Raw genomic sequence first — 26,763 nt, 5'->3', positions numbered from 1 at the left:
GGGATGATTATATGAATAACAACTATATTTTAGAGCTTAGGGATGTTGTAAAAAAGTTTTCCGGTGTGACCGCACTAAATAATGTACACTTAGAAATTAAAAAAGGTGAGATACATGCACTATGCGGGGAAAATGGAGCAGGAAAATCTACTCTTATGAAAATAATATCAGGAGCACAAAACGCAACTTCTGGCCAAATTATTTTCGAGGGCAATAAGGTGGAGTATAATTCCATAAAAGATGCCCAAAATCTTGGCATATCAATGATATATCAAGAATTAAATCTGGTACCTCAGTTAACTGTTGCTGAAAACATATTTTTAGGAAAACTCCCAATTAAAATGGGAATGGTAGATTGGGTAAAATTATTTAAAGATACTCAAAAACTCCTAGATACTCTCGGCCTTAAAATAAGTCCAAAAACTAAAATTGCTAAACTGTCAGTTGCTCAAAAGCAAATGGTAGAAATTGCAAAGTGTCTTTCATTCAATTCAAAGGTTATTATTATGGACGAGCCTACTGCAGCTTTGACCAATGAGGAAATTGACACTCTTTTTAAAATCATTAGGGGATTAGTTGCTAAATCAATTTCTATAATATATATATCGCATAGAATGGATGAAATATTTAGTATTTCTGACAGTATTACAGTATTTCGTGATGGGAAGCATGTTAAGACACTTGAAACAAAAAATACAGACTATGATGAAATTGTTTCTTTAATGGTCGGCCAAAACATACAAAACCTTTATCCTCAAAGAGATGAAGTAAAAGAAGATAAGATTTTTGAGGTGAAAGGGATTACAGGACAAGATGTTAACGATGTTAGTTTCATACTTAACAAATCGGAAATTTTAGCGATTTATGGCTTAATGGGTTCTGGAAATATTGAACTTTCAAAAATTATATATGGTGCAATAAAAAAAATATCTGGTGATATTATAATAAACGAAAAAAGAATAAAGAAACCTAGTCCACTAAATTCTATTAAAGCAGGGATTGGTCTGGTGCCAGATGACAGGAAGAATGAGGGGTTAGTGTTAGTGAGAAGCATCAAAGAAAATATTTCGCTAGCGTCAATCAAGAAGATTACGCGGTTTGGAGTAATTAATAACAGTATGGAAAAAAATATAGTTAATGAATCTGTAGATGCAATGAGAATTAAAATCAGCTCTCAGAACCAGATTGTAGGAAAGTTAAGTGGCGGAAATCAGCAAAAAGTTGTACTCAGCAAAATACTTAGAACTAGTCCAGAAGTTCTTTTTTTAGATGAGCCAACACGTGGGGTTGATGTTGGTGCAAAAACCGAAATATATCAAATTATGAATAAGCTCACTAAAAAAGGTAAAAGTATAATTCTCATATCAACTGATTTGCCAGAAGTAATTGGAATGGCTGATAGGATACTAATAATGCGAGAAGGCAAAATAGTAAAAGAAGTAATGAAAAAAGATGCGTCGCAAGAATTGGTACTTACACATGCATCTGGAGGTGTGACAAATGAATAAACCAAATATAGCAAAAAAAATTAAATCTATAGATTTCACGCAATATAGAGCATTACTAATATTATTAATAATAACTATTGCTGCTTCGTTTATGGCACCAAGGTTTTTAACCTTTAGTAATTTAACAAATGTAACTAGACAGGTTTCAATGTCAGCTATTCTTGCTTGTGGAATGACTTTTGTTATTTTGACAGGTGGAATTGATCTTTCAGTTGGTGCGATACTTGGACTTTCAGGTGCGTTATCAGCAGCAGTTCTTAGCTCAACGGGATCATTGCTACTAGCGATAGCAACAGGGCTTATAGTGGGACTAATATGTGGACTTATAAATGCGTTTTTTATTACACATTATGATTTGCCACCATTTATTGTAACTCTCGCTACAATGACATTACTATCCGGTTCAACTTTGCTATTTACAAAAGGGGCTCCGATTGCAATTAAAAATGAAGCTTATAAATTCATTGGTAAGGGTGAAATTTTGGGAATACCATTACCTATCATAATACTAATTGTAATTTATGTAATCGCTTTCTTCGTACTTTCACATACTAGTTTCGGAAGAAATGTTTATGCTATTGGCGGAAACAAAGAGGCAACAAGACTTTCCGGAATAAATATTAAGTTAAATGAAGCATCTGTATATGCTATAACTGGATTGCTTTGTGGTATAGCAGGAATTATACTGACTGCAAGACTTGGTTCAGCAGGTCCTGCGGCGGGTAAAGGGTATGAGCTTGATGCGATTGCTGCTGTAATACTCGGAGGTACAAGCTTATCAGGCGGGCAAGGGTTTATTTTACCAACCGTTGTTGGTGCATTAATACTTGGTATGTTATCAAATATATTGACACTTATGAATGTAAACCCATTTGTTTCTGGAATAGTAAAAGGTGTAGTTATTCTAGTAGCTATAGTTATAGATAAAAAATTTAAACTAATCTCATCAAAAGGTGAGTAGCCTCATCTAAAGGTGAGTGCCTCATCTAAAGATGAGTAGTAAATAAAATTTTAGGAGGAATATAAAAATGAAAAAGACTTTTAAAAACCTTACTTTAGTTATGTGCCTGGCATTAACAGCAACAGCATTTACAGGGTGCGGTGCAAAAGAAAATACAGAAAGCGAAAAGAGCACAGATAAAATTGTAATTGGGCTATCGATGAATACGCAAAGTAATCCATTCTTTGTTGACGTAAAGGATGGAGTACAAAAGGCAGCAGACGATAATGGAGTAACATTAATTGTAACTGATGCCCAAAACAATTCTGCAACGCAGGTTGCTGATGTAGAAAATTTATTGCAAAAAGGGGTAGATGCAATCATTATCGATCCCACTGATTCAGATGCAATTGTTGCTGCAATAGAAGAGTGTAATGATGCAGGCATTCCGGTAATTACAATGGATCGTAAAGCTAACGGTGGAGAGGTTGCCTCTCATATTGGATACAATGCAATTAAGTCTGGTACAATTGCTGGAAACTATTTGATTGATACTTTTAAGGAAAACAAAGAAGTTAATGTAGTTGAAATTCAAGGTATTATGGGTACAAATGTAGCACAAGAAAGATCAAAAGGTTTCAATGACACAATTGCGACTGCTTCAAACCTTAAAAAGGTAGCAACGCAAGCTGCTGACTTTGATAGAGCAAAGGCAATGTCAGTAATGGAAAATATTTTACAAGCTAACCCAAAAATTGATGCAGTATATGCTGCAAACGATGAAATGGGACTTGGGGTAATTGAGGCTATATCAGCTGCTGGTAGATTAGATGAAATCACTGTTATTAGTTGTGATGCTATCGACCCTGCAATTGAGAAAATAAAATCTGGTGAGCTAGAAGCAACAATTGCTGAACCTCCATTCTTCTTGGGAAAAGAGGGGCTTATAATTGCTCTAGACGTTCTTAATAAAAAAACAGTTGAAGAAGTAATTCAACTTGATAACCAGTTAGTAACTAAAGAGAATGTTGATACTTTAAAAACTAGGGACTAATAAACTGAATTTTGCTAGATATAAACAGAAAGGGGTATTTTATGATTTTAAATAAGTACATTGACCACACAATACTTAAAGCAGATGCAACAACAAGTGAAGTTATAAGGCTTTGCGAAGAAGCTAAAGATTATAATTTTGCATCTGTTTGTATTAATACATGTTTTACAAAAGTAGTAAGTAAGGAGCTTAAAGGTTCAGATGTTAAAGTTTGTGTTGTTGTTGGTTTTCCTTTAGGAGCAATGGCCACAGAAGCAAAGGCATACGAAGCGAAATCAGCTGTTGAAAATGGTGCACAAGAAGTTGATATGGTTATCAATGTTGGCGCATTAAAAGAAAAAAACTTTGATTTTGTATTTAAGGACATTAAAGCTGTTGTTGATGCATCTGGTTCTGCAATAGTAAAAGTTATTCTTGAAACCTGTATTCTAACAAATGATGAAAAGGTTAAAGCTTGTGAACTTTCTGTTGAGGCAGGGGCAGACTTTGTTAAAACATCAACTGGTTTTTCAACAGGCGGAGCAACAAGCGATGATGTAGAACTGATGAGGAAAATAGTAGGAAAAGATATTGGCGTTAAGGCCTCAGGCGGAATTAGAACAAAGGCTGATGCACTTAAAATGATCAATGCAGGAGCATCAAGAATTGGTGCTAGTGCATCAATAAAAATAGTTACTGAGTAGATATACTACTGTGTTGTTTCTAATAAAAGTATAAGAGAACCGTGATTTTTAAATCATGGTTCTTTTTTTTCGCCTGTAATTAGACTAGCATATTAATTTATGTAGTAAGATGAGCATTATTAGAAATCTAGTTATTTAATAATAATTATTATTATGTAAGAAGATTTAAAAATTCATATATTGTAACGTTATAAATAAAAGTGAATACTTATAGAGAGAGAAATTAAAATGGGCGACTATATTTTGAATGTATATGAAAGGGGTAATTAAATGAAAATTTTAGTTGCTGGAGGGGCGGGATATATCGGAAGTCATGCCTGCGTAGAACTATTAAATGCAGGTTATGAAATCATTGTAGTTGATAATTTCTCCAATAGTAAACCAGAATCATTAAAGCGAATACAAGAAATAACAAATAAAAAATTAGTGTTTTATGAACTTGATATTTTAGAAGAGACTGCACTTGAAAGTGTTTTTTCTGAAAATAAAGTTGAAGCTGTAATCCATTTTGCTGGACTAAAAGCAGTAGGTGAATCTGTGCAGGTTCCTATTTCATACTATCATAATAATATTACAGGAACACTAATGCTCTGTAAAGTTATGAAGAAGTTTAATGTATTAAAAATGGTGTTCAGTTCTTCCGCAACAGTATATGGAATAGCAAAGAGTGTGCCTATTTGTGAAGATTCGCCTTTAAGTGCTACTAATCCTTATGGCCATACCAAATTAATGATAGAACAAATTCTTAGGGATGTTTATATATCCGATAATAATTGGAGCATTGCACTATTAAGATACTTTAATCCAATAGGAGCACATGACAGTGGTAGAATCGGAGAGAATCCAAATGGCACACCGAATAATTTAATGCCATATATTACTCAAGTTGCTGCTGGGAAAAGAGAAATATTAAATGTTTTTGGTAATGATTATGAAACCCACGATGGAACAGGTGTTAGAGATTATATACATGTAGTAGACCTTGAGATATTGGTGAATGTTATGCAAATCCAACTAAGGCAAATGAAATCCTAAATTGGTTTTCTACAAAGGACATTGAGGACATGTGCCTAGATGCTTGGCGTTTTCAAGTTAATAATCCAAATGGATACGAAATCGATTGAGTTATAACTGTGAACTCATCTACAAGGACTGATAAAGTATTTTATAACAGCATTTTTTTATTATTTGATTTTATGTAACATAAAGTTTTCTCCGCTTTTGTTACCTCCTTATTTCTTAAATAAAAGGATTGGATGTTTTTTTGTGCGTCAAAATAGAAGTAACCATTGTTGAGAACATGCCATAGGATAAGATACAAACAATTAATTATAATTACACAATAACAATTAGCAATGCTCAATGGGAAACGTTGAAATATATCCTGTATTTGGGCATTTTTACGTTAATAGGTATCATTCATTCGAACCGTAAAGGAGAGTTTAATGAATAGTGTAAAAAATTCAATGGATATAGAAGGGTTAGAAATCAAGAAACAAACAAAACGTATGTATGGAATTTTAAAAAGATGCTTTGATGTAATAGCTTCTATAATTGCGGTTATAGTGATTTCACCTCTTTATTTAGTAATAGCTGTATTAGTTAAATTAGACTCTCCAGGCAGCATTTTTTTTAAGCATGAACGCTTAGGAAGAGACGGGAAGATAATAAAAGTTTATAAATTCAGAACTATGGTGGTTAATGCGCAGCAAATACTAAATAATATGCCTGAAGAAAAGAAAATGGAATTTGAAGAGAATTTTAAATTTGAAGATGACCCTAGAATAACAAAAGTGGGTAAATTTCTGAGGCAATCAAGTTTGGATGAGCTACCACAGTTAATTAATATTATTAAGGGCGAAATGAGTGTTGTGGGGCCAAGGCCAATAGTTGTGAAGGAACTAGAAAAGTATGGGGTCTATGGAGATAAGTTATTAACTATTAAGCCAGGTCTTACAGGGAATTGGCAAGTTAACGGTAGGAGCAATACGACCTATGAGGAAAGAGTTAAATTTGATATGGATTATATAGATACAAGAAATTTTTTAGGGGACATGGTGATTATTGCAAAGACTGTGTGGGTTGTGTATAAAAAGGTTGGAGCTAAATAGAAAATTTAGAGTACTAAAATAGGGAGAAAAATATTATGGAAGATAGATTATATGCTTTAAGAGATTTAAATGAAAGTAAAACGCTTAATGAAATCAATACAAAAGTATGTATATTTGGTCAAGGATTTGTAGGACTGCCACTTGCTTTAAGTTTTGCCTTAAGGGGCTGTTCGGTTGTGGGGGTAGATGTAGATGATGTACTCGTTGAAAATATAAATAAAGGTATAACACATCATCTTGAAAAATTCCATGGCATAACTATAGTGGAAATATTACAAAGTAAGCTAAAGGAAAGAAGATACTTAGCTACTACAGATGCAGGAAAAGCAGTTAGAGGTTGTAACAATATTATAGTAACTGTGGGAATACCTATTAAAAACGGTGACTTTATAATGGACTATTTGGAGTATGCATGCAGAAATATAGGAAGAAATATAAAAAAAGATGATTTAGTTATTATAAGAAGTACAGTTATTCCGGGAACTACTGAAGACTTTGTGTTACCTATACTTGAGAGTGAATCGGGTATGAAAGCGGGCATAGATTTCTATCTAGCCTATGCGTCAGAGCGTATAGCTGAAGGAAATGCATTTGAAGAGTTTGCAAATATGGTTACATTAGTTGGAGGGGTAAATAAGGCTAGTTTATATAGGGCTATAGATCTACTCGGCGTAGTTTGCATGGCTGAAGTAATTGCAGCAAGTGGTATCAAAGAAGTTGAAACTGCAAAAGTTTTTGAAAATATTCAAAGAGACGTTAATATAGCTATGTCACAAGAATTTGCTAGATTTACGGAGGCTTTAGGTATAGATATAAATGAAGTAATTAAACTCTCCAATACTCATAAGAGGGTGAATTTATTAACCCCTGGGGCAGGCGTAGGAGGGTACTGTATTCCTAATGCTTATCATTATCTAGCGCCAAAGGCTGAAGAATTTGGATTAAATATGGGTTTATTGAAACTTGCTAGGGATAAAAATGCGCGAGTGCCAGAGTTTATAGTTGATAAAACAGAAGAACTACTAAAGCAAGTAGGTAAAAAACTTAAAGGCTCTAAAGTAGCAGTGCTAGGGATTGCTATGAAAGATTATTCTAACGATGATAGGAATAGCCCTAGCGTGGATATATGTAAGTTGCTTATAGAGAGAGGGGCTAATATAAGTGCATTTGATCCTATGGTACAAGAGGAGTATAAGTTTAAGAAGTCAACTCAAAATGATGCGTTAAATGGAGCTGATGCAGTATTAATCATTACAAAACAGCAGGGTATAGATTTTAGTGATGTTTACGGCATGGCGAAAAAAATGAATGATTCTCCGGTGTGTATAGATGTAAAAGCAGCTATTGATAGAGAAGAAGCACTAAAATTCGGCTTTGTGTATTGGAGAATATAATTATGAAAAAAGTAGTTTATGTTGTTGAATCTTTTGCAGCTGGAGTATATTCATTATTACATGACCTCTGTAATGCTGCTTCTGAGGACTATGAAGTAGTAATTATTTACTCATTAAGAAAACGGACACCAGAAAACTTTGTGGATGATTTTAATCCTAAAATTAGATTTATTGAAACTAATATGTGTAGAGGGTTAAATCCACGTGAGAATATAAGGTCTTTGATCCAACTTAAAAAAATCTTAAAGGCGGAGCATCCAGATATTATTCATTTACACTCATCTAAAGCTGGATTTTTAGGAAGGCTTGCATGTTTTGCAAATAGGTTTGATATGGATAAAGTCTTTTATAATCCACATGGATTTTCGTTCCTCCAGATCAATGAATCAAAATTTAAGAGGAGAATATTTTATGGACTCGAGTGGTTTGCAAGTAAGCTTGGCGGGTATATCGTAGCTTGCTCCAAAGGAGAATTTGATGAGGCGCTGAAAATATCAAAACAATGTATAAAGATTAATAATGGAATTGATACAAATAAAATAGATGAAATTATGAGTGAAAATAATTTAAATGAATTCCGTAGCAAAATTAATAATAAACGTAAAAAGCTTAAGATAGCTACTGTAGGTAGAATTTGTCATCAAAAAAATCCAGAGTTATTTAATGAAATAGCAAAGTATTTTAAACACTATGATTTTCTTTGGATAGGTGATGGTGAGTTAATGGAAAAACTAACAGCAGATAATATAAAAATTACTGGTTGGACTGAGAGAAAACAGGTTATAAAAGAACTTATAGATATAGATATCTTTGTTTTGACGTCGCGATGGGAAGGGCTACCGATTTCACTCCTTGAGGCAATGTATATAGGAAAACCATCGATAGTAACAAACGTTATGGGTAATAAAGATGTTGTGAGGCATAATTTTAATGGTTATATAGCAAATGACTTGAGTGAATTTATACACGAAATTAAGCATATCGCCTCAAATAATATTATTCTGGATACTGAATTTGTGAATAGAGTTAGAGCTAGTATTTTAGAGGAATATGATAAAAATAGAATGGTTAAAAAGTATATTTATATATATGAGTTCAATAAAGATTATTAGTAAGGATGGGTTTAAAATGGTATGTAAAGTCATGCATCTATTATCAACTAAAACACTAAATGGCGCTGAAAAGGTGGCATTAGATATTTGTACAAATTTAGAAAGTGAAAATTTCCTTCCAATAGTAGTATGTGCAGGAGATGAGCTGAAGGGATATTTTGAGAGAGAGGGCATTGAAAGCTTTAAAACTAATATAGGTAAACTGAATATTATAGAGGTTTTAAAGCTTAAAAAATTAATAAAAAGTGAAAATATAAATTTAATACATGCACATGATGTTCGCGCATCTATAGCAGCAAAACTTGCAAGTGTTAATTTGGATATTCCAGTGATATCGCATATTCACGTAGAATATGATTGGCTAAAAACAAGATCTATATTAAGGATAATTGATAGATTTTTTAGAAATAAATATGATTTAACAGTGGCTTGTTCAAAAAAAGTTAAAGAATTTTATTGTAAATATAATAGTAAATGTGGCGGTTCGAAAGTCGTTGCGCTACCTAATAGTTTTAATTTTAGTGAATTTAATAAAATCCATATTACTTGTAATATGGATTTTAAAGTTATAAATAGTATACCAGTTGAACCTTATGTTTTCGGATATATTGGGAGATTAATAGATGTAAAAGGAATAGATTTACTTATAGAAACCTTTGATTTATTCCATAAGGAATATACTAATTCAATTCTAGTTATAGTTGGGGAAGGCATAGAAAGAGAAAACTTAGTTAGACTTGCAATCAAATACAATTTGTCATCGGTAATTTATTTTATGGGATATAGGGTGGATGTATACAACTGGTTAAATATATTTGACTCATTTATATTACCTTCTAAAAGGGAGGGTCTTCCACTTACTATATTAGAAGCAATGGCTATGAAAAAGATTGTTATATCTACAAATATAGGGGGGATACCAGAACTTATACGTAATAAATATAATGGAATATTACTTGAGGAGCGGAACACTGGGAATTTATTAAAGTCTATGAAATATGTTTATGAAAATAGAGATGAAGTTCATGAAATTGAAGAAAATGCATATAAACACCTTATTTCGAATTATAGTATTGAGGATTATATTATGAGACTTCAGGAGGTATATAAGGGGTTATGATTATTTATTATATTAATTATGATGGTGTAAATTGCAGCGTGTACGACTCCCAGATATATACCTATTGTGCCTTGCTAAGTGAAGCTAATCTTACGGTTACACTTGTAAATTGTGACATAAATATAGGCTCAAAAGAATATAAACATAAAATAGATAATAATAAAAATTATGATAATCTAAAGATTATATCCCTTCAAAAAAATAAAAAGTTCGACTTTTTTATAAGAAAAAAGTTGATTAGTGATTTAATTAATGTAATTAATTTAGTGAGTGACCAGGGTATACAGGATGAAAAGATAATTATTCATTGCAGAGGTCTCTTTGGTAGTTTTATTGGTTTAAAGGTAAAGTCAAAACTAAAAAGTCACTTTAATATAAAAGTAATCTCAGATATTAGAGGGGCTGTCATTGATGAATATTTAATGCGGCATAAGGACAAAGGCATTATATACAAGATGGTGCTTAGGATACTTATACTTAAAATAAATAGTATTCAATCTAATGTATGTAAAAAATCAGATTATATATTGTGTGTCTCTAAAAAATTAAAGGAATATTTAAGCAATAAACATAGAGTCGATTGTAATGTTACAGTAATCCCAACCTGCATAGAGGCTAGTAAAAATGCATTCGATTTGAAGCAAAGGGAGTGCATTAGATCAGAACTTAATCTTGAAGATAAATTCATTGTTGCATATTGTGGTGGAGGACAAAGCTACCAGAAACCAGGTGATCTGGTAAACGCTTTTATTAAGATAAGTGAAAGTATAAAGGATGCATTCTTTTTAATACTTACTAGGGATAGTGAGGTATTCGAAACAGCTTTAAGCAAATATAAGGCTTCTAAATCTAAGTACTTAATTAGGTCCGTTTCTCATAATGAAGTATACAAATATTTAAGTGCTGCGGATTGTGCCATCCTTCTTAGAGATTATAATAATGTAAATATTGTTTCCAGCCCAACAAAATTTGCTGAGTATATAAATTGCAATCTACCTGTTTTTATTAGTCGTAATATTGGGGATATAGATGAGATAAATGATAGATATAATGTATGCATTTATGAAGATGAAACTTATAGTATAAGAAATAGAGTTAACGAAATAAGAGTGAATGAGGGGAAATTTGAGCTATTAATTCAGGAACACTACGGATGGGATAGAAATATTAAAAAAATCATTTCAATATATAAGGAGCTATAGATATGAAAACAATACTTGCGGGTTCAATTATTATATGTGGGATCTACTTGTGCATGGTAGAAAATATAGTGAAGAACTCTTTTTATAAAGAAATCACAGAAAAGCTTTTGCTATTTCTTATTATTCTGTGCTCCATATTTAATTTAGTTTTAATAAAATTAGATATAGGCTCTTATAATATTGAAATTGGTATTCTTACAATATTACTTCTAACTTATTTATATACTTTTTATATTATGTATAAAAAGAGGCTTATAAAAAAGAGTGTGGATAAAAAAAATATTATTATGCTTATTTGCTTATCTCTAATTAATATATATATATTAATTGAGCCAATGCTTATAAATATGTATTCTGCTGAATCATATTCGTTATATTTGTTTACTTATTTTAATGTTGAGTTAATTCTAATATTTTTTTTGGTTTTAAGAAAATTTAATTACAAAAATAAAACTATTATTAGTGTTGTTTCTGTATTTAGCATAATGAATGCGACGTTAGGCTTGTTACAATTTATAACTGGTAGAGTTCTTATCAATTTTAAAGATTCAAGCCAACAGATAACAGAGCTATATGTAGGAATAAGAGTATCTGGATTTGTAATAGGTGACAATGGTGGAGGTAATCTTGGAGCAATATTATTTCCTCTACTTTTATATAAATATAATAAAGATAAAAACATATTAAATTTTAGCTTAATTTTAGCTGATATTTTATTTGTTATCTTTACCTTTACGAGAATTGCATATTTAGCAATATTTGTAGAAGTGATTATTTTTATACTTTTCTCAGGGGAAAGTGATATCAAAGGCATTATAAAAAATATAGCAACCACTATTGGCGCTTTAGGGGTAGGGATATATGTTTATTTAAATTATTATACTGAAATTATATATATCTTTTTTTTGCAAAGAGGAGAAACCCAGTATGATAGATTTACACAGTTTACTATAGCTATAAAAACCTTTTTTTCTACACCTTTTTTCGGGACTGGTCATGGACAATATAATGATTACGCAATGAGTAAATTAGGACTAAGTGATGATTTGGTGATACATTCTCAGTTTCTAAATATGATTGTAGAGGAAGGCATAATAATTTTCATATTATTTGTTATTTTTAATATCTGTTTAATTTATATGTTAATAAAAAAATATAGTGGAAAAATGGAGAGATTATTTATTATCATGTTATTTATAGGTAATTTAATATGTGTTAATTTTAATCCTAATCAAACCTATGAAATTGTTATATACATATATTATTTTATACTATTTGGATTGTTATTTGCGAAAGATGAAATAACACATGATTATTTATTGGAGTAATTTAAGGGGGTAATTAGTGATAAAACAGCTTATAAAGAAAATGCCTAATATAATCAAAGCACCAATATTTAATGCTTATAATTCATTGCCAGATGCTTATAAATATGGACGAACATTCAACAGTACTTATAAATTTTTAAAGAATTCAGAGTGGTGGAGTGAAGTGCAGCATAGTGAATATCAATTAAAAAAAATTAAAGGAATAATAAAATATTCCTATGAGAACGTACCTTACTACACCAGATTATTTAATGAAAACAATATAAAGCCAGAAGATATCCAAAGTTTTGATGATTTAAAGAAGATACCTTATTTAACTAAGGATATAATTCGTAATAACACAGATGATTTAGTTTCTAGAAAGTATAACAAAGAAAAATTGGATTATGTAACAACAGGGGGAACCACAGGAATTCCTATGGGATTCTACCAAGATAAACATAGAGAGTGGGAAGTAGAGTGCGCTTATACTGCAAATCTATGGTCAAGAATAGGCTATGACAAAGGTAAAAGCTACAAAATGGTCATACTTCGGGGAAATATACCTAAAGACGGGGATTATGAATACATTGGTAAAAATCTAATATTATCTTCTTTTAATTTAATAGAAGGAAAAATGAATAGTTACATTAGAAGGATGATAGATTTTAACCCTGATTTCATACAAGCATACCCTTCAGCTATAGGTTTATTATCTAATTATATAATAGCTAACAAATTAAATATAAGAATAACGAATCTAAAAGCAATAATATGTGCCTCGGAAAACATTTATGATTTTCAGAGAAAAAAGCTGGAGAAGTCATTTAATACAAAGGTGTATAGTTTCTATGGCCATACTGAACATAGCTGCCTTGCAGGCGAGTGTGAAGTGAGCAATTACTATCATCTACAGAGTGAATATGGATACACAGAGTTGATTAATAAAAATGGATTTGATGCCTTAAAGGAAGATGAAGCAGGGGAAGTAGTATGTACAGGATTCAATAATTATGCATTTCCTTTTATTAGATATAGGACAGGTGATATCGCAATTAATAGCAATAAAAAATGCGCATGCAAACGGAACTATAAGTTGATTAAAAAAATAGGGGGAAGAGAGCAAGATTATTTTATTGATAAGTCGGGTTCGAAAGTAACTTTTACTTGTTCTGATGATGCGCTATGGAATGTATCCCATAAAATATTTCTATATCAATATGTACAAAATGAGCCTGGATCAGTTGTGTTATATATTCAGCGTAAAAGCGAGTTTACCAAGGATGATGAAAACTGTGTGATTAGAGATTTTAAAAGGTTTTATCAAAGATTTGACATTGAGTTAAGGTTTATAGATCAAATCGAAAAGTCAGTGACAGGTAAATTCAGATACTTAGTTCAAAATATAAAGTCGAGGTGAGTTTATTATGAATACTAGTTTTAAGGAGACTTATATAGGAGTAAAACTAAGACAACTTAAACATATAGTAATATTCAGAAGTAAAAACCCAAGAATGAAAAGTGCTATTAAAAGGTATAAAGATTGCAAGGACAAGAAGAGTAAAGGGCAAATTAAAACAGAGGTAGATATTTGTAAGAGGTTCTGGGGTATTTATCCACTTCATTACTTTAGATATGATTTATATAAAAAAAGTGTGCAGATTACTAAAAATGAACTAGTTAATTATATACCAGAGTTTTTCTTCTATAATATATATTTGCCATATTACGATGGTGACAAATATTCAGTACTTCTAATGGATAAAAACATTTTAGAACAATTATTCAGAAGTGTGGATATTTCTCAACCACGAACTATATGTAAACTGATTAAGGGTGAAATCCGTACAAGAGATTTAAAAAAGATGGATTTTCATGCAATTAAATTGGAACTTACAAGGGAACAGTGCAAAAAAATATTTATAAAACCAGTAGACGGCGAAGGTGGCTATGGCATAATGGTTTTTCATTTAAGGGAAAATCAAAAGTATATAAATAATAATAACGTGGAACTTACTGAAACATTTCTATTAAATATAGGTAAGGAGAACGATTATATAATTCAAGAAGGCATAATTCAAGATGAGAGTATTACAAAAATATATCCAAGTTCCGTAAATACATTTAGGATTGCAACTGAAAATATAAAGGGATGCGTTAGAGTAGTATGCTCAGTATTAAGGATGGGTAGGCAGGGAAATGAAGTCGATAATGCCTGCCAGAATGGAATTGTACTTGGAATAGATTCTAATACAGGAGAATTCAACAATTATGCTATTGATGAAATGGGTGGAATTTTCTATAAACACCCAGATACAAATTTTATTTTCAAAGGCCATATGATTTCAGATTGGAATAAGATAGTGAATTTTACACTTGAGTGTGCAAAAAAGTTGCCAGAGTTTACGCATTTGGGATGGGACATAGCATTAACAAAAAAAGGACCCATGGCAATTGAAACAAATTTAGAATTCGGACTTGACCTTTATCAACTTGCTTTAGGTGGGTTAAAAGAAGCTTTTAAAATTAATGATCCTAATAAGTATTTAAAAAGGTAGGCGGAAATTATGAATAACAATATGGTATTACATTTTAGAGACAAGTGGAACAAAGTGGACAATACTTTTGCAAGAGGTAGAGCCTTTGTTCAGGGAGATTTATTTGAAGAAGAAATGCTGGCAGAATTCTTTAGCAAGACAAAATGCGAAGATACTATTAATTCTGCTAATGGATTTTGGGGGCTAGTAAAAATACATGATAATTCTATTTTTATTGCAGCAGATAGAAATAGAAGCTATCCATTATTTTATGCGATTATTGATAATATCGCGTATATAAGTGATGATGCATATTGGATAAAAGATAAAACTAAAGAGACTGAATTTGATGAAATTTCAAAACATGAGTTCTTAGTAACTGGGTATGTTACAGGTAGTGATACCTTATATAAAAAGGTTAAACAAATTCGGCCAGGAGAAATAATTTCTATAGCGGTTGATGAACAAAATAATATTGTGGTGAATTCATCAAAATACTATAGTTTTATACATGGGGATTATTTTGAAGAGTTATCAAGGGAAGAATTATTAAAGGAGCATGAACTCAGTTTATTTAGATCTGTTAATAGACTTATTAAATATGCAAATGGAAAAACCATAGTAGTGCCTCTCAGCGGGGGTTATGACTCAAGGCTTGTTGCCACAGTACTTAAGAAGTTGAATTACAGTAATGTTATAACTTTTACCTATGGAAGAGTAAATAATCCTGAGTGTCTAGTTAGCAAGGAAGTTGCAAAGCTTTTAGGTTATAAATGGATTTTTATTCCTTATGATAATGAGAAATCATATGAATGGTATAACTCAGACGAGAGAGCAAACTTTAGTACTTATGCTGATAACCTTAGCACAATATTACCTGATCGAGAATGGCCAGCAGTCTTAGAACTTAAAAAACGAAACCTGATTCCGAAAGACTCTATTTTTGTTCCAGGACATTCAGGAGATTTTATTTCCGGGGGACATATACCAAAAAAATTATATAACCCAAATGTAAGTGCTAAACAAATTGTTGATGAAATTTTAAAAAATCATTATATAATGTGGAACTTTGATGCGGTTAAAAAGGAATGGAAAAATGATTTTGCAAAGAAAATATTAAAATGCGCTGAAATTAAAATGTTCGATAGAAAAGATTACGCATCAAATGAATTTGCTGCAAATCTATATGAAAAATGGAATTTCGAAGAAAATCAAATTAAGAGGATGATAAATTCAGTTAAAATTTATGATTTTTTTGGATATAAGTATTGGTTACCCTTATGGGATTATGAATATATGAACTTTTGGTGTAAAGTTCCTTTAAGTTATAGAATCAATAAAAATTTATATGATGAGTATGTTGTAAAACTATATTCACAAACTGCTAATATCACTACCTATGAGGCACAGAAAAGAGAGCCTGCCCTGGCTAATAAAAATATCTTGAAAAAGGTCTGGAATAAAATCACAAGCACGTTATATTTTTTAGTATTTACAGGTGCAAATAACTTATCCGAAGAGGAACTTAGGGATATGGATTGGGAGCAGTCTTCTGGTAGATTAACAGTGGAAGTTTATAATAAATTATTACCTTATATGATTGGTAGAAGTTCCTGTGCTACGCTTCAAAGACTTGGCTATATTAAATATACAAGTAAAGATGTGCCTGCAGCTACTTTAGATATGTTAAAAAGTCTAAGGGGGAAATAAATTTTATGATAGTCCAAGTTGGACCATATCCAGAACCTATGGGCGGAATTTCAATATATATTAAAAGAATGAAGAAATATTTGGACCTTTTAGGAATTCCAAATGAAGTTTGGGATTTGAGTAATATAAACAAAGATATAAAGAGTGTAACCAATATAAGATTTAGATATGTTCCTTTTGTGTATTTATTTAGAAGAGACATTAAGCTAATTCACTATAATATTTGTGGTGTAAATTATAAAGTTTATATTGGATTTTTTAATAAATTGTTGTTTAAAAAAAGAAAAAAAATATTGACAATTCATGGGGAAAGTAAAGATTTATTTAATAATAATTATAATATTATTATTAAATCACTTAATAGTTTTGATGCAATTATTTGTGTGAAAGCAGGTGATAGAGAGTACCTTTCTGAAAAAGGCGTGAATAAACCGATATATGAAATACCAGCCTTTATATTTCCAACAGAAGACGATATTACAATAATACCGCCATATATTTTAGATTTTATAGATAGTAAAAGTTTTATAATATCTGCAAATGCATCATCTATACAGTTTTATGATGATAATGATTTATATGGTATAGATATGTGTATTAATTTAGTGGAAAAACTAATTAAAAATAGACAAGACGTAGGGCTCATATTTTGCATATCAGAAATTAATGATAGGTCGTATTTCAATAAATTAAAGGCTATGATAAAAGATAAGAACCTTTTAGAAAGTTTCCTATTTGTTAATGAAAAAATGGAGTTATTTCCTATTATAAAAAAATCCCAATTGTTTTTACGGCCAACTAACAGTGATGGATATGGTGTTTCTATTGCAGAGGCTATCTATTGTAATGTACCTGCAATAGCAAGTGATGTATGCCAAAGGCCTGAAGGCTCAATACTTTTTAACACAAGAGATATGGAGGACCTATACAATAAAACTATAGAGGTAATAGAAAATTATGAGGAGTTTAAGAATAAAATAGTGAATATCGTATTTGACGACAATGCTAAAAAAATATTAGAGGTTTATAATTTATGAGTATAAATTCAAAGAAATTATTAAAAATAAGTTTGGTATATGCTGCAGGACAGATATTTGTTCAAGGACTTAATTTCTTGCTTCTGCCCATATATACAAACAAATTAGGTGTAATTGAATATGGAAAAATCTCTACAATAACAGCTTTTACAGGGTTTATTAGCTCTTTTTTAATATTATCCATTCAGTCAGGCCTCTGCAGATTTTATAAGGATGAGGATAATAAAAATAAAATTGTTAATACTGCTTTAAATTTTGCTTACTTATTTAGTGGGATAATGCTTCTTTTGGTGTGGGCTTTAGGTAGTCCACTTTCAAAGCTAATTTTCGATTTTGGAGATGGCTATAAAATATTATGCATCATAGTTATAACATCAATATTTAGCCAAATTAGCAGTATATATACCGGTAAATATAGCATGGAGTATAGTGCATTAAAGGTTTCTATTATCCAAGTATCACAATTAACTTTGCAATTCATAATAATTATTTATTTGGTTTTGAAAATGGAAATTGGATTAATGGGAGTGCTGTATGGTCAACTAATAGCTACTAGCACAGTATTTCTAATTTTAACTATAATTGAGATTAAGAATTATAAATTTGAGATAGATAAAATATTATTAAAGAGTATGATGATCTTTAGCTTAGGCCTACTACCAGTAAATTTGTCTGGATGGGTTTTGACTTTATCTGATAGGTATTTTATAAAACATTTCAATGGATTTGCGCAGACAGGCATATATAATCTTGGGTATCAATTTGGTATGCTTATTAATCCGATTTTCATAACTCCATTTCTCAGCTCATTTACAGCTTATAAGTTTGAGATTTATAAAAACGTAGATGCAAAAGAGAAATTTAAGAATCTATTTAGGAAATATAATGTTATAGGATGCTTTATCATGCTAGGCATTGCAATATATAGTAAGTTCGGCATTATGATATTTGCAAATAGTGATTTTGCTAATGCTTATAAGGTGGTACCACTTATACTATATTCATATTTTTTGTATGGGAAAATAGGATATTATGCACTGGGATTTCAAATTGAAAATAAGACCTACAAAATTGGTTTGTATATGGGATTTGCTGCTGTGCTTAATATTGTTTTGAATTTCTTTCTTGTTCCTGCATGGGGAATTATAGGTGCCGGAATATCTACTATAATTTCATATGTTGTATTAAATTCAATATTTATTAAAACATCAAATAAATATTACAAAATTGATTTGGATACTAAATTTCAATCCAAGGTACAGATTGTAACGCTAGCTTTATACGGAATATATTATATAATCTCAATAAGAAATATTGGTATAGTAAAAGAATTTGTAATTAATATATTTATAATGATATTTTATTTGTACTTATTAGTGAAAATCAAATGCATTGATGTGGATTTTATATATAATAATACGCTGGGACTTTTGAAAAGAAAAACTGAGGTTAAATAAAAGAATAAATGTGTTTAGGTGGTGTCAGTTACGGATAATTATAAGTTAAAAAAACTTTACGCCTTGTCACTATCCAAAGTAGTTAAAAAAACAATAAATAAATTATATCAAATCATGAAAAATATATTTATTAGGTTTATAGATTTGTGGACAGATACTCATATAACTAAAGTTAAATATATAGACTTTAGTTATATTGATATGAGTGATATTGATCTATCTAATATTAACATGCAATCATCTGAATACTTATGTGATATGTACTTATCCCACTGTTTTGATTTACTAGGAAGTGGATATGTAAATGTTACCTATGACATGAATTGCCAAGGGCTGGATGGTAATATTTACGAGGGATCACTGCATATAACTAATTTTGATATACAAGGGAATTGGCTTAATAAAGTACTCCGAATGAGTCATTTAAAATTTGCGAAAAATATTTGGCATCAAATGGATAGAGAATATGTTCCTATAGACTGGCAGATGGATTTCAAAAGTGGGTTTAGATACTCCCAGAAAAAATGGTATTTAGATCAGCCTATAGGTGAAAAAATAGGTGTGGATATTAAGGTGCCTTGGGAACTAGGCAGGCTTCAGCACTTGCCACAACTTGCAGTATTTGCTATTTTATTTCCTGATAAAAGAAAAGCTATTTTAAGAGAATTTAGGAACCAAGTATCAGATTTTATTATGGCAAATCCTCCTAGGATGGGGGTGCAATGGAGATGTACCATGGATGTTTCAATAAGGGCTGCTAATATGCTTATAGCTTTTGATATGTTAGGTCAACTTGACGAATTTAACATTTTAGATGAGGATTTTAAAATACTATTTAATGCAATCATTTATGAACATGGATCATTTATAATGAAAAATCTTGAATGGTATGACGGATTAACTTCCAATCATTATTTATCTGATATTTGCGGACTAGCATTCGTGGGTGCTTATTTAAGACGGGACGAGAAGACGGATTCATGGCTTGCATTTTCAGTGCAGGAGATTATATCTGAGACTTTTAAGCAGTTTAATGAGGATGGAAGCAATTTTGAAGGGTCTACTAGTTATCATAGATTAAGTGGTGAACTTTTGGTATATACTACGGCGCTTATATATGGATTTTTGAAAACCACTAAGAGAAAAGCGCTTATTGAATATAAATCTAATAGTGTTAAGAGGTTACTGCCCATATCAAAACAAAGCTATGATGTATTTTCACAGGAATTCTTTCCAAAAGAATACATTGAAAGAATATATAGATCTGCTTTATTTACAGTGGATATAACAAAGCGAAATGGGAACATATGTCAGATAGGAGACAATGATAGTGGGAGGTTTTTTAAATTTAGTCCCAGTGGTGAGTTCTTATCGCATAGTGATGCCATTAAAAAATATACTAATTTAAAGTATAACAAACCAATCAAGGATATATATTTTGATGAAAATATTCTAAATCATGATACCTTTATTTCTGCCGTAAATGGATTTTTTGAAGATGAGAAATTTTGCAGAGGAGATAAATTTAGTCTTGAAAAAAGTATAATCGTGAGTTTATACAAAGGTAAAAAACTTAAATCAGATCCCTTCTGTAATGATGTGAATATAAATAAAGGTATGGTGCCGGCTTTAAAATATAATTTTGAACAGAAAATACAATTTAGTGATTATACAAGTGAAGTAATAGACACAAATAACATACAATATAAACATTATCCATATTTTGGAATATATATATTTAGAAGTGAAAATTTTTATTTATCTGTTATGGCAGGAGAAAGAGGTCAAAATGGAAGCGGTGGGCACGGTCATAATGATGTGCTTTCCTATGAACTAAGTATTGCTGGTATTGATATTTATGTTGATCCAGGAACTTATTTATATACCCCTGAGCCTAAGATAAGAAATAAATTTCGTAGTGTTAAAGCCCATAATGTTCCCATAATAGAAGACGCAGAACAGTGTAAGTTTACAGGGATATTTTCAAGGAAAAATGAAATTGTGTGTGAGGTTTTAAAATGTGACTGCCATAATTTAACCTTATACGCAACTTATAGAGATACTAAAATACTAAGAGAATTTATAATAAATACTGATAATCTTATTATAATTGATAAATGTAACAGTAAATTTTATGAAAATGACATCATAGGTGAAGCTGTCTCTAATGGATATGGTAAGCTAATGCAGCAAATATAGAAGCAATATATAAGTACTTGGAGAGGAGAAAAAAATGGAGCTAAAAGATCGTTTTTATATACTAAAAAAGCGAATTGGTTTAGTAATATTAATAACTGTTATTGCAACATTTACTATTGGTCTTTTAAATTTCTATGTATTTATGCCAAAGTATAAGGCAGACACTTCTGTAATAATTGGTAAAGAGGCACAGACGGATGACTCTGGGGCTGATTATTATGATGTTATGTTGTACCAAACAATGGTTAAAACCTATAGTAAACTAGCGATATCAAGGACCGTTGTAGAGGATGTTATAGCAAAATTAGATTTAAAGTCATTATTGGCTTCAGATTTGTTATCAATGATAGAGGTTATCCCAGATAAGGAGACTCAATTTTTAACATTCACTGTAACCTCACCTAATCCCAAACAGGCTATGGATATTGCAAATCAGTTTGTTAAATCATTAAGAACTGTTAGTTTAGAAGTTTATAAAGTTGATAGTGTTAATCTAATAGAGGAGGCGAGGCTACCTATAAACCCAGATAGTCCTAAACCAATTCGCAATACTTTGATGGCGTTTTTAATGGGAGTTATATTTTCTGTTGGTTTAGCTTTCACATTAGAGTATTTGGATAATACAATAAAAATTAAGGAAGATGTTGAAATCATAGGACTTCCTGTTATTGGATCAATTTCCCTAATTGATATTAAGGGGGAGGGTGGAATTATATGGTGAAAAAATCTGTTGCAATAAATAACTTTAAGTCTCAAGTGGCAGAGCAATTTAGAGTTCTTAGAACAAATATACGTTTTTCTTTTGCTGGAGATGCAGTTAAAACCATTGTTGTTACCTCTTGTGCGTCTGGTGAAGGGAAGAGTACTATTACTTGTAATTTAGCAATATCAATGGCTAAAGGTGGTAAAAAAATAGTTGTTGTGGATTGTGATCTTAGAAAACCAACTATTCACAAAAAATTCTTGATATCAAATAATATAGGGCTTACAAATGTACTCATTAAAGATAAAATAGTTGATGAGGTTATTATTGATACTTGTATTCCGAATTTATATGTTATACCCTCTGGGCCATTGCCCCCAAATTCATCAGAGCTTTTAAGCAGCAAAAACATCAAAGACATTTTGACTGAACTTGCTGAGCAGTTTGATGTTGTATTAATAGATACACCTCCGGTTCTCTATATATCCGATGCTAAAATTATGTCTGCCTTAGCAGAGGGAACCATAATAGTTACTTCTTATGGGAAAACGGAAAAAAATCAATTATTAAATGCAAAGGAAAACATTGAAAAGACTGGGGGCAGGATTTTAGGAGTTGTGATTAACAAAATACCGGATAAATACAATGGAAGTTATGGTAATTATTATGGTGGTGAGGAGAAATAAATTGAAATTATGGATTAAAATAATTTTAAGTGTAATTATCATTATTGTACTAGGTGCTTTTGTAACGCTTGGTTACACCTTTTATCAATTTAATAAAATAAACACTACAATAATATCAAAAACCGATGAAAATTTAGGAATTAAACCTGAAGTGACGCTAAAAGAAGAAGTAAATATTGAACCTGAAGTGCCACTAAAAGAAGAAGTAAATATTATACCTAAAATAACAAATATTGCTTTCTTTGGGTTAGATAGGTCGAATAAGAATGATGCAAGTCGTTCAGATTCTATAATGATAATTTCTATAGATGAAAAGCACAAGAAAATAAAAATGTCCTCTATTATGAGGGATACCTATGTAAAAATTAACAATCATGGTTACACAAAGATTAACCATGCTTATGCTTATGGTGGGCCGCAGCTTGCAATTAGAACTCTCAATGAGAATTTTAATTTAAACATTAGAGATTATGTTGCTGTTGATTTTATTAATCTTGAGAAAATTATAGATGCTCTTGGAGGAGTAACTATACAAGTTAATAAAGATGAAATTAGTTTTCTAAACAGCTATATGATTGGAGTTGCTTTTAGCGAGAAAAAACCGGTACCAAAGGTTACTGAACCTGGGGAGCAGAATTTAAACGGACTTCAGGCTGTAGCATACTCGCGAATACGTTATACTGCAGGTGGTGACTATCGAAGAACTGAAAGACAAAGGACAGTTTTGTCATCTATGTTTACAAAAATTCAGTCATTAGGGATAAGAAAATTACCATCTATTGTTTCTGAATTTCTACCTTATACTGAAACAAGTATGAGTAGTATTGACATAATGAAGCTTGGTTCAAAAGTGTTCACTTCAAATATAAAGACTTTGGATCAGGAGAGATTTCCAGTGGATGGCTACTGCACAGGGAAGATAATTAACAAAGTTTGGTATTTGGTTGCTGATATGAAGGCAACTGTGGATCAACTCCATAAATTTATTTACGAGGACATAAAGTAAAATAGCAACTAGCAGCTATGTATAAAAAAAAGATGTAGAATTAGCTATAGTTGTTAAAGAATTTATGTTGTATTCTTCTGGTAGATTAACAGTGGAAAGTATGGAAATTATTATAACGAATAGTAGGAAGCTGGATTCCAAAGATTGAACAAGTAACAACTTTATGATACACTTAAGATGTTACTTTAACGATATGTTAAAAAATGGAATGCGTAGGGGGAAGAATAAATGATTGAATTTGTAAATGTAAAGAAATCCTTTAAGGATAAAGTTGTAATTAAAGATATGAGTTTAAAAATAAATAAAGGTGAACTAGTAGTCTTTATAGGACTTAGCGGATGTGGGAAAACAACTTCATTAAAAATGATAAATAAACTCACTAAAATAACATCAGGAAAAATACTTATAGATGGTAAAGACATAGAAAATGGAGATACCATAGAACTACGACGTAATATGGGGTACATAATACAACAAACCGGAGTATTTCCACATATGACAGTTAAAGAAAATATAGAACTAATTCCTAGACTTCAAAAATTAGATGTTGATAAGATTGAAAAAAGAACTTTAGAATTATTAGAAATGGTTGGATTAAATGCAGAAGAATATATGGATAGATATCCAGGTCAATTAAGTGGTGGACAACAACAAAGAATTGGAGTTGCTAGAGCTTTTGCAACAGAGCCAGATATAATACTTATGGATGAACCTTTTAGTGCATTAGATCCTATAACTAGAAATGAACTTCAAGAGGAATTGTTCAATTTACAACAGGAAGTAAAGAAAACAATTGTTTTTGTTACCCACGATATGGATGAAGCATTGAAGCTTGCAGATAGAATATGTATACTTAAAGACGGAGAAATAGTTCAATATGATACACCAGAAAATATTCTAAGGAATCCAGCTGGTGCATATGTTGAGGAGTTTATAGGTAAAAACAGAATATGGAGTAATCCAGAATTTATTAAGGCTAAGGATATTATGATAGAAGATCCTGTAGCTATAAGTTGTAAAAGAACCATACTTCAAGGCATTGATATAATGAAAAAAAATAAAGTGGATAGTTTGCTAATTACAGATAGAGATGGGAAATTATCAGGAATCGTTACATTAAAGGATATAAAAAAGGATGTAACTAAAAATTCTAAGTTAGAAGAAATAATGGAAGAAGAAGTTATAACAATTAAAGAGACTGATAATTTAATCAATATATTAGAAACAATGAATAAGTTCAATATTGGGTATGTTCCAGTTGTTAATGTGGATAAAAAACTTGTAGGGTTAGTTACTAGAAGTAGCTTACTTTCAATACTTAGTGAACAGTTTATTGACATGGAGGTGAAGTCTTAATGAAAGTATTTGTTGATTTTATTGATTTCGTAATTTCTAGAAATGAACAGCTGTTAGATTTAATAGTACAACATATACAGTTAACTGTTGTAGCAGTTGTAATCGCTATAGCTATCGGAGTTCCTCTAGGTATTTTTATTACTAGAGTAAAAAAACTATCCAAGCCAATAATTGGATTAGCGAATGTCATACAGGCTGTTCCGAGCTTAGCACTTCTAGGGTTTTTAATACCAGTACTAGGAATAGGTAGTAAGCCAGCTATTATTATGGTGGTACTATACTCACTTCTTCCAATTATAAAAAACACTTATACAGGACTAAATAATATAAATCCAGATATGTTAGAGGCTGCAAAGGGTATAGGAATGACTAATGCACAAATACTTAAAATGATACAAATACCTTTAGCTCTGCCAATAATAATGGCAGGTATAAGGATATCAGCAGTTACAGCAGTAGGTCTTATGACTATTGCAGCCTTTATTGGAGCTGGTGGACTAGGTTATATGGTATTTGCAGGTATTCAAACTGTTGATAATAATATGATTCTAGCAGGAGCTATTCCAGCATGTATATTAGCACTACTAATTGATTTTATAGTAGGCCGAATTGAGAAGGCAGTATCTCCAAATGGTATTAAAAATACAGAGGGATATATGAAAGTTGGTAAAAGAAAAAAAATCAATTCTAAAGTAGCAGTAGCAGTTGTTGTATTAATATTAGCAGGTACAGTTGTAGGTACTGGTATGTTTAAACCTAAGGAAGAAACAATTGTTGTAGGATCAAAAAATTTCACAGAACAATTGATTTTAGGTAATATTTTAGCTGATTTGATAGAAGGAAATACAGACATTAAAGTGGAAAGACAATTGAATTTAGGTGGTACTTCAGTGGCCTTTGCTGCATTAGAAGCAGGAGACCTTGATATGTATGTGGAGTATACAGGAACTGGCCTGGTTAATATATTAAACCAAGAATCAGTAAATGATCCAGACGAGGCATACGACATAGTAAAAACTCAATTCAAGGAGAAATATGGGTTAGTTTGGCTTGATACTTTAGGATTTAATAACACATTTACAATAGCCATTAGAAAAGACACAGCAGAAAAATATAATATAGAAAATTATTCGGATCTTGCAAAAGTAAGTGATAAATTAATAATAGGGCCAACATTAGAATTTAGTAACAGACAGGATGGATATATAGGGCTTATAGAAACATATAACATGAAATTTAAAGATATTAAAGCTGTAGACGCAGGACTAAGATATACCGCTATAGATACTAAAAAAAGTGATGTAATAAATGCCTTCTCAACAGATGGACTGTTAAAAGGATATGATTTAAAGGTATTAGTGGATGATAAAAAGTTCTTTCCACCGTACTATGCAGCTCCTCTAGTTAGACAAGAAACTCTCGATAAATATCCAGAACTTAAAGAAGTTTTAAATAAATTAGCAGGTAAAATGGATGATGAAACAATGAGAGGTTTAAATTATAAAGTTGCTAGGTTAGAGGAGTCTCCACAGGATGTTGCTACAGAGTTCTTAAAAGAACAAGGACTGATAAAGTAATTTAGGAAATCTATAAAAAATGCTGTATTAGAATACTTATAAGTATTCTAATACAGCATTTTTT

General features: G+C 31.0%; 21 protein-coding genes and 1 pseudogene. All 22 read left to right on the top strand.

The window, feature by feature from the left end:
• Positions 1-11 precede the first annotated feature (11 nt).
• On the top strand, positions 12-1,508 hold the full coding sequence (locus JJD95_RS05485; RefSeq protein ID WP_291641152.1) for a sugar ABC transporter ATP-binding protein: 1,497 nt from the start codon (positions 12-14) through the stop codon (positions 1,506-1,508).
• A complete protein-coding gene (locus JJD95_RS05480) occupies positions 1,501-2,469 on the top strand; it encodes an ABC transporter permease (RefSeq protein ID WP_291641150.1) in 969 nt (322 codons plus the stop codon). Before JJD95_RS05485 ends, JJD95_RS05480 begins: the two co-directional genes overlap by 8 nt.
• A gap of 67 nt (positions 2,470-2,536) precedes the next feature.
• A complete protein-coding gene (locus JJD95_RS05475) occupies positions 2,537-3,502 on the top strand; it encodes a sugar ABC transporter substrate-binding protein (protein ID WP_367114781.1) in 966 nt (321 codons plus the stop codon).
• Between the two features lie 41 nt (positions 3,503-3,543).
• Positions 3,544-4,185 carry a deoxyribose-phosphate aldolase gene (gene deoC, locus JJD95_RS05470; protein ID WP_291641148.1) on the top strand — a complete coding sequence of 214 codons (642 nt, stop codon included), beginning with the start codon at positions 3,544-3,546 and terminating at the stop codon, positions 4,183-4,185.
• 270 nt (positions 4,186-4,455) lie between these two features.
• Positions 4,456-5,309, top strand: a pseudogene (gene galE / locus JJD95_RS05465) (UDP-glucose 4-epimerase GalE).
• Between the two features lie 342 nt (positions 5,310-5,651).
• A complete protein-coding gene (locus JJD95_RS05460) occupies positions 5,652-6,296 on the top strand; it encodes a sugar transferase (RefSeq protein WP_367114783.1) in 645 nt (214 codons plus the stop codon).
• 35 nt (positions 6,297-6,331) lie between these two features.
• Entirely contained in the window at positions 6,332-7,690 is a 1,359-nt protein-coding gene (locus JJD95_RS05455; protein ID WP_291641144.1) for a nucleotide sugar dehydrogenase, read from the top strand.
• 2 nt (positions 7,691-7,692) lie between these two features.
• Positions 7,693-8,802 carry a glycosyltransferase gene (locus JJD95_RS05450; RefSeq protein WP_291641143.1) on the top strand — a complete coding sequence of 370 codons (1,110 nt, stop codon included), beginning with the start codon at positions 7,693-7,695 and terminating at the stop codon, positions 8,800-8,802.
• Positions 8,741-9,922 carry a glycosyltransferase family 4 protein gene (locus JJD95_RS05445; RefSeq protein WP_291641141.1) on the top strand — a complete coding sequence of 394 codons (1,182 nt, stop codon included), beginning with the start codon at positions 8,741-8,743 and terminating at the stop codon, positions 9,920-9,922. Before JJD95_RS05450 ends, JJD95_RS05445 begins: the two co-directional genes overlap by 62 nt.
• Positions 9,919-11,124: a hypothetical protein gene (locus tag JJD95_RS05440; RefSeq protein ID WP_291641139.1), complete on the top strand. Its 1,206-nt coding sequence runs from the start codon at positions 9,919-9,921 to the stop codon at positions 11,122-11,124. The genes JJD95_RS05445 and JJD95_RS05440 overlap by 4 nt, the downstream gene beginning before the upstream one ends.
• 2 nt (positions 11,125-11,126) lie before the next feature.
• Positions 11,127-12,452, top strand: a complete 1,326-nt coding sequence (locus tag JJD95_RS05435) for an O-antigen ligase (RefSeq protein ID WP_291641137.1) — start codon at positions 11,127-11,129, stop codon at positions 12,450-12,452.
• Positions 12,453-12,468: 16 nt separating this feature from the next.
• Positions 12,469-13,851: a phenylacetate--CoA ligase family protein gene (locus JJD95_RS05430; protein ID WP_291641136.1), complete on the top strand. Its 1,383-nt coding sequence runs from the start codon at positions 12,469-12,471 to the stop codon at positions 13,849-13,851.
• 7 nt (positions 13,852-13,858) lie between these two features.
• On the top strand, positions 13,859-14,989 hold the full coding sequence (locus JJD95_RS05425; RefSeq protein ID WP_291641134.1) for a sugar-transfer associated ATP-grasp domain-containing protein: 1,131 nt from the start codon (positions 13,859-13,861) through the stop codon (positions 14,987-14,989).
• 9 nt (positions 14,990-14,998) lie between these two features.
• Positions 14,999-16,678: a hypothetical protein gene (locus tag JJD95_RS05420; protein ID WP_291641132.1), complete on the top strand. Its 1,680-nt coding sequence runs from the start codon at positions 14,999-15,001 to the stop codon at positions 16,676-16,678.
• 5 nt (positions 16,679-16,683) lie between these two features.
• Positions 16,684-17,715, top strand: a complete 1,032-nt coding sequence (locus JJD95_RS05415) for a glycosyltransferase (RefSeq protein ID WP_291641130.1) — start codon at positions 16,684-16,686, stop codon at positions 17,713-17,715.
• Entirely contained in the window at positions 17,712-19,172 is a 1,461-nt protein-coding gene (locus JJD95_RS05410; RefSeq protein WP_291641128.1) for an oligosaccharide flippase family protein, read from the top strand. The genes JJD95_RS05415 and JJD95_RS05410 overlap by 4 nt, the downstream gene beginning before the upstream one ends.
• 114 nt (positions 19,173-19,286) lie before the next feature.
• Positions 19,287-21,371 (top strand): alginate lyase family protein, encoded by a 2,085-nt coding sequence (locus JJD95_RS05405; protein WP_291641126.1) that lies wholly within the window; start codon positions 19,287-19,289, stop codon positions 21,369-21,371.
• 34 nt (positions 21,372-21,405) lie between these two features.
• Positions 21,406-22,092, top strand: a complete 687-nt coding sequence (locus JJD95_RS05400; protein WP_291641125.1) for a Wzz/FepE/Etk N-terminal domain-containing protein — start codon at positions 21,406-21,408, stop codon at positions 22,090-22,092.
• Complete coding sequence (locus JJD95_RS05395) at positions 22,086-22,760, top strand: CpsD/CapB family tyrosine-protein kinase (RefSeq protein WP_291641123.1); 675 nt, start codon at positions 22,086-22,088, stop codon at positions 22,758-22,760. Before JJD95_RS05400 ends, JJD95_RS05395 begins: the two co-directional genes overlap by 7 nt.
• 1 nt (position 22,761) lies before the next feature.
• The gene (locus JJD95_RS05390) at positions 22,762-23,766 is read left to right on the top strand and encodes an LCP family protein (protein ID WP_291641121.1); all 1,005 of its coding nucleotides are present in this window, start codon (positions 22,762-22,764) and stop codon (positions 23,764-23,766) included.
• A 228-nt stretch (positions 23,767-23,994) separates the two neighbouring features.
• Positions 23,995-25,122 carry a betaine/proline/choline family ABC transporter ATP-binding protein gene (locus JJD95_RS05385; RefSeq protein ID WP_291641119.1) on the top strand — a complete coding sequence of 376 codons (1,128 nt, stop codon included), beginning with the start codon at positions 23,995-23,997 and terminating at the stop codon, positions 25,120-25,122.
• Positions 25,122-26,699, top strand: a complete 1,578-nt coding sequence (locus JJD95_RS05380; RefSeq protein ID WP_291641117.1) for a glycine betaine ABC transporter substrate-binding protein — start codon at positions 25,122-25,124, stop codon at positions 26,697-26,699. The genes JJD95_RS05385 and JJD95_RS05380 overlap by 1 nt, the downstream gene beginning before the upstream one ends.
• Positions 26,700-26,763: the final 64 nt, after the last annotated feature.

It is taken from the genome of Clostridium sp. (assembly GCF_016650035.1).
GTDB lineage: Bacteria > Bacillota > Clostridia > Clostridiales > Clostridiaceae > Clostridium_AD.
Note: the sequence above shows the minus strand (reverse complement) of the source record. Positions and strands in the feature narration are given on the sequence as shown.